Source organism: Oscillibacter hominis (assembly GCF_014334055.1).
In the GTDB taxonomy this organism is placed as follows: domain Bacteria; phylum Bacillota; class Clostridia; order Oscillospirales; family Oscillospiraceae; genus Oscillibacter; species Oscillibacter hominis.
In genome coordinates, this window is sequence record NZ_CP060490.1 from 2,813,896 (window position 1) to 2,823,723 (window position 9,828).

Here is a 9,828-nt window from a genome sequence, read left to right on the forward strand (position 1 = left end):
GCCCTTTTCCACATCTGCAAAAGCCATGCTGCCTCCGCTGAAGCGGTTCAGAGCGGATGTGCGCGGATTCTTCACGCAGGCCCGTGATTGAATCTATTTTACCATACCGGGCTGTCCTCAATCAAGCGCGCATCTTGTTGGAAGCAAACGTGCGGACCATTGATCGGGTGGCACCGGACAATGGGCTCTCCCCAGGGGATTTGGTCAGCCGCCGCCAGCCTTAAGTTGCAAAGGGCTGCCTTTTGAGCTATAATAACCAATACTAAGTACCCGCATTTTCCCCGACAAGGGGCTGCTGCCACGGCGGCTGTACTGCGGAGGAATCAGGTGTGCGTGATGGAAAGGAAAAAACTGCTGCTGCTGGGACAGACGGAAAAGCTTCGTGCAATCCTCTCCTCTTATGAGCTGTTTGAGGGGGTGCCGGAGGATACCGCGCCTTTTTCCGCAGTGATTTTGATGCTTCCTGCGGCTCCGGAGGAGCTGCGGCTACTTCGCACGGGCAGCCATGACCTGCCGATCCTGATGGTGACCGAGCACCCTGAGGAGCAGGAGGAGCTGCGGATGCTGACCCTGGGGGTGGACGATTATATTCGTTTCTCGCCTGGGTTGGTGTGCTGCCGGGTGGATAAGGCCATCCGGCAATACGAGAGACGGGGTGCCCTGCCGGAGAGCGTGGTGCGGGAGCTGCGCCACCGGGCGGAGCACGACGCCCTGACCGGCATCTACAACCAGATGGCCTTCTACCGAACCGCGGCCCAGCTGCTGCAGAATGCCTCCGCCTCCTATGTGTTGGTGCGCTGGAACATCGAGCGGTTTAAGCTGGTCAACGATATGTACGGCATCCAGGCCGGCAATGGGATTTTATGCGCCATGGCGGAGGTGCTCTCCCGGGAGCTGCCGGAGGGAAGCGTGTATGGGCGGCTGAACGCGGATCACTTTGCCGCCTGTATCCCCACGGAGTCCCTGCGCCTGGAGGAACTGCTGGAGTCGCTGCAAAGACAGGTGGAGAGGTTCCACGTGCAGCAGACGGTGACGGTCAGCGCCGGAGTCTATCGGGTGGAGAACCCCTCTTTGCCGGTGGATCAGATGTGCGACCGGGCCAATCTGGCGCTTCAGACCATCAAGGGCAACTATAAATGCCACATCGCCTGGTATACGGAGCAGATGTGGGAGGATATGCTGCGGGAGCAGGAGATTCGCTCCACCATGGAGGAGGCGCTGCACCAGCGCCAGTTTCAGGTCTATCTCCAGCCGGTCTACAGCCTCTCTGAGGGCAGGGCGGTCAGCGCTGAGGCGCTGGTGCGCTGGATTCGTCCCGGGGGAGAGGTAGTTGGGCCGGATGCCTTCATCCCACTCTTTGAAAAGAACGGGTTCATCGCGGAACTGGACCTCTATGTTTGGACGGAGGTCTGCCGGTACCTGCAGGAGCGGCAGCGCAAGGGCCTTGCGCCCATTCCCATCTCCGTGAACATCTCCCGTGCCAGCCTGTACCTTCCTGAGACCTGCGGACGGATCTGCGACGTGACCAAACGGTTTGGCATTGCGCCGTCCCTTTTCCGCCTGGAGATCACCGAATCGGCCTATGTGGAGGAGCCGGAACGAATCCGGGAGGCCGCGGAGGAGCTGCGCGGGAAGGGATATCTGATTCTGATGGACGATTTCGGCAGCGGCTATTCCTCACTCAATACGCTGAAAGACCTCCCCATGGACATCATCAAGCTGGACACCAAGTTCCTTCAGGGCTTTGAGCGGGGCGGCCGCGTGGGGACGGTGCTGGTCTCCATCTTGCGGATGGCCCGGTGGCTGGGCCTGCCTGTGATCGCCGAGGGCGTGGAGACGCAGGAGCAGGTGGATTTCCTTTACAGTGCGGGCTGCGACCGGATCCAGGGATACTGCTTTGCCAAACCCATGTGCACCCGGGAGTTTGAACAGCAGATTTTGATCCCGATTCCGGAGCGGCGGGGTAGTTCCCTGCCCAACTGTGTGAACCAGGCGGATTTCAATATCCTCTTAGGCGGAAACCCGGTGGTCAACCGCCTGCTGGACGGTGCTTTTGGCGGCGTGGCCTTTTGCGAGATGCATGACGGCTGCCTCGAGGTGCTCCGGGTCAACGATGGGTTTTACCAGATTATGGGCTGTACGCCGAAGTCCTTTGCAAAGGACTCTGAGAACCTGTGGGGGATGATTGCGGAGGAGGACCGGGAGATGTCCCGGGAGGCCTGCGCGGAGACTGTGCGCACGGGGAAACCGGTGCGCCAGGTTGTCCGCTGTACCAACCGGACGGGGAAGCTGCTGTGTTTGGACTCCATTTACAGCTGCCTGGGCGGGGATGGGCAGCGGGCGCTGATCTGCGTTGCCTTCAATGATATCGCCCAGCAGCTGAAGACCGAGCGGGAGCGCCGGGAGGCCCAGCAGCAGCTGATCTACCGGGATCAACTGGCCCAGATCCTGCTGGCGGAGTCGGATACCCTCAGCTTTGACTACTCCATCCAAGAGGACACCATAGTGTTCAATTTCCTCAACCGGGAGGGGAAGCGGGCCACCCGCAGGATCCGCCGCTATCTCGCCTTTGTGGAACGATCGTCCATCATCGAGCCAGCATACCGCCATGTGGTGCGGGAGGCCCTGGAACAGGGCAGGCAGCACCCTATGAGCGGGACCTTTGAATTTGTAAGCGACTATACCGGCCGGGGCTACCGGTGGTATAAGGCAACCTTCGTCAGCATCATGGGCAGCGAGGGGCGGGTGTTCCGGATCGTGGGCAAGGCGGTGGATGTGACGGAGCAGAAGACTATCCTGTGGCAGGAGGAGAACGGATTCTCCCACGCCTTTGAAACCGGCCTTTTGGAAAGCGCCATGGTGAACCTGAGCCGGGGCGTCATTGAGAGCTGCCGCAGCCAGAAGAGGAAGATCAGCCAGGCAGCGGGGAAGCCATTCACCTGCGAAAGCTTTGCGGCGTACTGCAAAAAGCTGATTGCGGACGAGAGGCTGCGGCAGGAGGCCTATGAGCGGATGAACCCCAGGGCGCTGAACACCGCCTATGGAAAAGGGGAGCAGACTGCCCGGGTGGAGTTCCCGGTCCTGGAAAAAAGCGGTGAGCTGTGCTGGATGCGTCTGGAAGTGCGGCTGATGAAAAATGCGGCCACCGGCGACCTGGTTGCCAGCTATCACCTCTGGGACATCAACACCCAGAAGGTCTCACAGGAGATCGTGGAGACGGTGGTAAGGCTGGACTACGATTACCTGGCCCGGGTCAGCATCAAAAATGAGACCTACGCCCTCTATGGCGTTAAGGAGTGCGCGGGCGCCTGCCCTGCGGGAAACGGCGGGTACGAGGAGGCGTGCCGGAAGAGCGCGGATACGTTCATCCACCCCGAAGACCGCACCTACTTCTTGGAGCAGGTCGCGCTGCCCCATGTGCTCCATGAGCTGGAGACAGAGGAGCGTTTTACCTTCACCTACCGGCTGATGGAGCAGGACGGCTCTGTACACCATAAGCGGATGACATTTTCCTATCTGGACCCCTCCTATCTGATTGCAACCAGGGCGGACGTCACCCGGGAGACGGAGGAGGAGAACCGGAAGAATACGGAACTGCGCCGGGCGCTGGAGGAGGTCAGAAAGGCCGACGATGTGAAAGGGCGCTTCCTCTCCCGCATGAGCCGGGAGATCCGGGCCCCGATGGACGCCATCCTGGGCATGGCGAACCTGGCCCGCCGGCAGCCGGATTTGAGCGGTGCGGTTCGGGAGTACCTGCAGAAGATTCAGGAGACCAGCGAATACATGCGCGGCCTGGTCAACGACATCCTCGACGTCTACAGCATCCAGAGCGGAACGTTCCGCCTGCATCCCAAGCCAGTCAAGGTCCGGGAGCTGCTGGAGCAGATTCAGGCGATGATCAAGCCCACCATGGTGGGCAGCGGGCTCCTGTTCACCATGAAGGTGGTGGGGCTGAAGCAGGAGACGGTCCTTGCGGATCCATTCCGCCTTCAGCAGGCACTGATGAATCTACTGGCCAATGCAGCAAAGCGTACGGCCTCTGGCGGCCGGGTCTATCTGAGCGTCCGGCAGCTGGGCGGAGAGGAGAGCCTGGCGCGGCTCCGCTTCCGGATCCGGGATACCGGTGTGGATATGGAACCCGATTCCAGCCAGTCCCGTGAGCAGGAGGGTCTGGGTCTCACACTGGTCAGGGAAATTGTGGATGCCATGGGCGGCACGCTGCGCATTGACGCCCAAAAGGAGCAGGGGTGCTGCTATACCATCGACGTTGCGTTCCCTGAGGCCTGCCAGCCTCAGGTTGCGGCGGAGCAGTTGGCGGAGCCGGAGTTTGACTTCCACGGCAAGCGGGCGCTGGTGGTGGAGGATATGCCGCTGAGCGCCGAAATTACAGGCAGACTGCTGGAGAGCCGCGGCTTTTCGGTGGAGTACGCGGTGAATGGCCAGGAGTCGGTGGAGAAGGTTTCCGCCGCCACCTCCGGCTACTACGACGCTATTTTAATGGATATCCGCATGCCGGTGATGGATGGGCTGGAGGCCACGCGCCGGATCCGCGGCCTGCGCCGCTCTGATGTCCGGCGGATTCCCATCGTCGCAATGACCGCCGGGGCCTTTGACAGCGATATACGGGCCTCTTTTGAGGCGGGAATGGACGCCCATCTGGAAAAGCCGGTGCAGCCGGAGCGGCTGTTCCAGACCCTTGGCGCGCTGCTCTTCTCCCGTAGGAGCGTCCATGCTGCGGAAAAGAAGGGAAACGCCGCCCACATCTACCAGATGCTGATGACAGACAGCCGCTCCCAGGTCTTTGAATACAGCGTGGACAGCGACATCATAACCTATTCGGATATCGGTGAGGACGGCGTCCACAGCGTGCGCTCCGTACCCGACTTCTGCGCCTTTGTGGAAAACAGCGGCCGCTTCCGGGATGCAAAGGCGGTGCTCCGGGCCCTCTCAAACTTTGAACACGGCACAGGCCGCCATGAGCTGCTGTTCCAGGCCAGGTTGGACGAGAGCGGCTGGCGCTGGTACAGCGCCCGCTGCAAGTGCGTCAGGGACAGCCACGGCTGCAGGGTGGTGGGAAAGCTGGAGGATGTGGACGAACAGACCCGGCGCACCATTGCCCTGCGGGAGCGGGCGGAGTTCGACCAGGTCACGGCGCTCTACAACCGGGCCACCTTCCAGGAGATGGTGGAAAACGCCTTGGACGACAGCCGGGAGGAGGTACTGAACGCCTTCATCGAGTTTGACCTGGATAACTTTAAGCAGGTCAACGACACCTTCGGCCACCTGGCCGGGGATGAGCTTCTGCGCTCCGTGGGCAAGGCCGTCACCGGCTGCTGCCGGCAGGAGGACGTCGTGGGCCGCCTGGGCGGAGACGAGTTTGCCATCTGGATTGGCGATGTGGGCAGCAGGGAAAACGCCTTGGCAAAGGCGCGCCAGGTGGCGCAGGCCCTCAGCCGGATCAGCGGGGATATCTCGGCCAGCTTCGGCGTGGTGGCGGTGCAGGGAAAGAGCAGCTTCCGGGAGCTCTTCCGCAAGGCGGATGCCGCCATGTACCAGGCAAAGCGCAGTGGAAAAAACGAGTGCTGCCTCTATCAGGACTAAAAAGAAGGCCTCCGCTTATCAGAGCGGAGGCCTTATTTCCTACCCGTTTTGCTGCGCATGTTTGGGCCGCTGGCCCCGCTCATCCATCCAGACATTCAGGAAGAGGCCGAAGAGCACCGCGCCGCCGCCGATCAGCTCCGTTGCGGAGAAGTTTCCTTTGAAGAGCGCGTCGATGGCCACGCCGGTGAGCAGCTGCCCGGCAATCAGAATCAGTGTCAGGCGGAAGGCGGGCAGCTTAGGCGCCGCCCAGCTGGACAGCGACACGCTGACCACGCCGATCATACCGCCCAAATAGACCCAGACCGGGGCGGAGGGCACCGCGGAAACGGCTGTGCGGGTCAGGGCCATCAACACCAGCGCGGTGGCCAATCCCACGGAGTAGTTGAACCAGGTGCCCACCAACACAGTGGAGTTGGCGCTCAGCTGGGCGTTGACGTAGCGGGAGACCGCCACCAAGGCGCCGTTGAGCAGTGTCAGGACGATGGCCCATACCACGGCCCCCCCGTGGCGCAGCAGCACCGCGCAGCCCACGCAAGTGCACAGAAGGCCCAGCAGCGCCCCGGGGTTCAGCTGTTTTTTCCGCATGCCGAACAGGCCGAAGCAGTCGATCATCAGCGCCGCCAGCGCCTGCCCCAGAAGGCTCAGCGCCACAATGGCCGAAACGCTGATGTGGCCGTAGGCCAGGTTGCTCATCAGCGTTGTGGTGGCTCCCGCAGCGCCGCCCAGGTAGGCCGTCCACCTGAGGCCCCGCCTTGCAAAGGGGTTCTCCCTGCGGATGAGCACGAACAGCGACACCAGGACCAGCCCGGCAAAATGGACAATGGCGGCTCCGGTATAGGCTCCATAGTAGTCGGACAGTTCGCCGTTGAGCACCACCATCACGGAGATCAAAACGGAGGCCAGGGAGGAAATCCCATAGACCATGTGCAGCCCCTCTTTCTCTTGAACTCCCTGAAGCATACCAAAAGGGCTTGACAAAGAATAGGACATCTGTCACATTGGAAACAGAAAGGGGAGAGGGAAATGCGCTGCGGAGCACTTACGGCCCAGGCGGAGGAGACGCTGCGCCAGTACGCGCTGGAGCCGGAGCGGCTCACCGGCGCGAATCTTGGCCGCTATGAAAAAGGGGAGCCCCTCTGTATGGAGGGCGGGCCCATCGAGCACCTGCTGATTCTGCTGGAGGGCCGGGCCAAGGTCAGCATCACCACGGAGGAGGGGAACAGCCTGCTGACCTGCTTTTACCACGGCGGCGGCGTGGTGGGGGACCTGGAACTGCTCACGGGCCAGAAGACCGCGGGCACCAACGTGATCGTCCAGGTGCCGATCCGCTGCATCCGCATCCCCATTGAGGAGAACCGGTCGTATTTGAAAGGCTGCCCGGACTTTTTGTGGCAGGTGGGGCTGGGGCTGGGCCGGAAGCTGGAGCGCTGCTCCCGCAACAGCGCGCTCATCATCCTCTACCCGCTGGAGACCCGCCTGTGCTCCTACATCGGCCTGACCCAGCGCCAAGGCGTCTGGCAGGAGCAGCTCACGGAGACGGCGGAGCTTTTGGGCGCCAGCTACCGCCACCTGATGCGTCAGCTGCGCCAGCTCTGCGCCCAGGGGATATTATGTAAGGAGGGCCGCTGCTACCGGATTGCGGACCGGGAGCGGCTGCGCCTGCTGGGCCGGGGATTCTACGACCCGGTGGAGGGGAAAAGCTGAAACAGGGCAGGGCCGGACGATCGTCCGGCCCTGCCCTGTTGTAATGAAAAAACAGAAGGGAAAATAAAGCGTTACTTGTGGTCCACGGAGGACATATACTTGATGAGCTCCACCACCTTGTTGGAGTAGCCGATCTCATTGTCGTACCAGGAGACCACCTTTACAAAGGTGTCGGTGAGGGCAATGCCGGCGGTGGCGTCGAAGATGGAGGTGCGGGGATCGCCCAGGAAGTCGGAGGAGACCACGGCATCCTCGGTGTAGCCCAAAATGCCCTTCAGGCTGGTCTCAGAGGCCTTCTTCATGGCGGCGCAGATCTCCGCATAGGTGGCGGGCTTTGCCAGGTTGCAGGTCAAATCCACCACGGAGACATCCAGGGTGGGGACGCGCATGCTCATACCGGTCAGCTTGCCGTTGAGCTCGGGGATGACCTTGCCCACGGCCTTGGCCGCGCCGGTGGAGGAGGGGATGATGTTGCCGGAAGCGGCCCGCCCGCCTCTCCAGTCCTTCTTGGAGGGGCCGTCCACCGTCTTCTGGGTGGCGGTGGTGGAATGCACGGTGGTCATCAGGCCCTCAGTGATGCCGAAATTGTCGTTGAGGACCTTGGCAATGGGGGCCAGGCAGTTGGTGGTGCAGGATGCGTTGGAGACGAACTTCATGTCGGAGGTGTAGGTCTCGTTGTTGACGCCCATGACGAACATGGGGGTGTCGTCCTTGGAGGGGGCGGACATGACCACATGCTTTGCGCCGGCGTCGATGTGGCCCTGGGACTTCTCCTTGGTCAGGAAGAGGCCGGTGGACTCCACCACGTACTCAGCCTCCAACTTGCCCCAGGGGATCTCGGCGGGGTTCATGCAGGCGTAGACCATGACGCGCTTGCCGTTGACGGTGATGGACTCCTCATCATAGCTGATGTCGCCCTGGAACTGGCCGTGCATGGTGTCGTAGCGGAGCATATAAGCCATGTAGTCGGGGGTCATGCCCGGGTCATTGATGCCCACAAACTCCACGCCGCCCTGCTGCAGTCCGGCGCGGAACACCAGGCGGCCGATGCGGCCGAAGCCATTGATGCCGATTTTAATCGTACTCATAGAAACGAACTCCTTTCCATTATACCAGGATGCCGCCGGATGTCAGAAAAAGCCTCCCGTTGTCAGCATCACTAAAAAACGTTTGCGTAAACGATTACTGTAAAGATTGTATCATAGGGAAAAAATAAATTTCAATTGACAAAACGGACAATATTGTTGAAAAATTTTGTTGCTTATATATAGTATATTTGAGAATGGAGCGGGAAAAGTGAAACGCTTGCTTGACACTCCCCGCTCCCCGCTCTATAATGGCAAAAAAGGCGGAGAAAAGGTTTGCGCAAAATCCGCCTTGTTGCGCAAGGAGAAGAAACGGATGAAGGTAACGATCAGTGACGTGGCGAAGCTGGCCGGAGTGTCCACCGCCACGGTTTCCCATACAATTAACCATACAAGATATGTCTCCGAGGAGACCCGTGACCGTGTGATGCATGCCATTGCGGAGCTGGGCTACACCCCCGACGCCTCCGCCCGGAGCTTCCGGACCGGGAAAAAACGCACCATTGGGTTTATTGTGCCCGATATTTCAAATAAATTCTTTGCAACTTTGGTGGAGACGCTGGAGGAGTACCTTGCCCAGCGGGATTACCATCTGGTGATCGCCAATACCAAGGAGAATATGGACCGGGAGGAGACCAACATCCGGCTGCTCTCGGCCGGGCTGGTGGACGGGCTGCTGGTGGCCTCCACCATGGATGAGTTCGACCGGTTCGACCAACTGATCCCCGCCGCCTTCCCGGTGGTGTTGGTGGACCGTGTGTTCCCGGTAAAAAAATACGGCTCCGTCTCCGTCTCCAATTTCCAGCCCATCTACCGCAGCGTTTGCCGCCTGGCCGGGAAAGGCGACCGCCGGGTGGGCTTTATCGGCGGCCCCGAGCGGCTCTCCACCACCCAGGAGCGGCTCTCGGCCTATCGCCAGGCGGTGGCGGACTGCGGTCTGGCGGACGAGGAGTCGCTGGTGCAGTACGGCGACTTCAAGGACAACAGCACCCTGCGCTGCCTGGACGCGCTGCTCCAGCAGCAGTGCGACGGATTGATCGTGGCCAACGGCCTGATGGCCACGGAGATCATTATGTATCTTCAGCAAAAGGGCATCCAGTTGGGGAACGGGATCGACCTGGTCAGCTTCATTGACTACAACTCCAGCTTCAACGAGGTCTATGCCAACGCCATGGACTCCATTGTCCAGCCGGTGGATGAACTGGGCCGTGCCGCCGGGGAACAAATCCTCCGGCGGATTGAGGAGCCTGAGGCCCCCGTGCTGGAGCAGGTGCTCTCCAGCACCTACCACCCCCACACCATGCCCATCTCCTGGAACCACTCGGACCGGTGAGCAGCCGCCCCGGAGGACCATTCCTCTGGGGCATTTCCTGTTCGGCCGCCTGCCGCGGCAGCGCTTACCGTATCATACGTACATTTGAGCCAAATTTGTGAATGG

5 protein-coding genes are annotated in these 9,828 nt (G+C 61.0%); 3 read left to right on the top strand and 2 right to left on the bottom strand.

Going from position 1 to position 9,828, the window contains the following annotated elements:
* Window positions 1-336 precede the first annotated feature (336 nt).
* Entirely contained in the window at window positions 337-5,601 is a 5,265-nt protein-coding gene (locus H8790_RS13755; protein ID WP_187333077.1) for an EAL domain-containing protein, read from the top strand.
* 39 nt (window positions 5,602-5,640) lie between these two features.
* On the opposite strand, the gene H8790_RS13760 is transcribed toward H8790_RS13755, so the two are convergent.
* Window positions 5,641-6,525: a DMT family transporter gene (locus tag H8790_RS13760; RefSeq protein ID WP_187333078.1), complete on the bottom strand. Its 885-nt coding sequence runs from the start codon at window positions 6,523-6,525 to the stop codon at window positions 5,641-5,643.
* 99 nt (window positions 6,526-6,624) lie between these two features.
* On the opposite strand from H8790_RS13760, the gene H8790_RS13765 reads away from it, so the two are divergent.
* Entirely contained in the window at window positions 6,625-7,305 is a 681-nt protein-coding gene (locus H8790_RS13765; protein WP_187333079.1) for a cyclic nucleotide-binding domain-containing protein, read from the top strand.
* A 71-nt stretch (window positions 7,306-7,376) separates the two neighbouring features.
* Here the strand turns inward: H8790_RS13765 and gap are convergent, their stop codons facing one another.
* Window positions 7,377-8,393, bottom strand: coding sequence for a type I glyceraldehyde-3-phosphate dehydrogenase (gap, locus tag H8790_RS13770; protein ID WP_187333080.1), 1,017 nt, complete (start codon window positions 8,391-8,393; stop codon window positions 7,377-7,379).
* A gap of 313 nt (window positions 8,394-8,706) precedes the next feature.
* On the opposite strand from gap, the gene H8790_RS13775 reads away from it, so the two are divergent.
* Window positions 8,707-9,723: a LacI family DNA-binding transcriptional regulator gene (locus H8790_RS13775; RefSeq protein WP_187333081.1), complete on the top strand. Its 1,017-nt coding sequence runs from the start codon at window positions 8,707-8,709 to the stop codon at window positions 9,721-9,723.
* Window positions 9,724-9,828 lie beyond the last annotated feature (105 nt).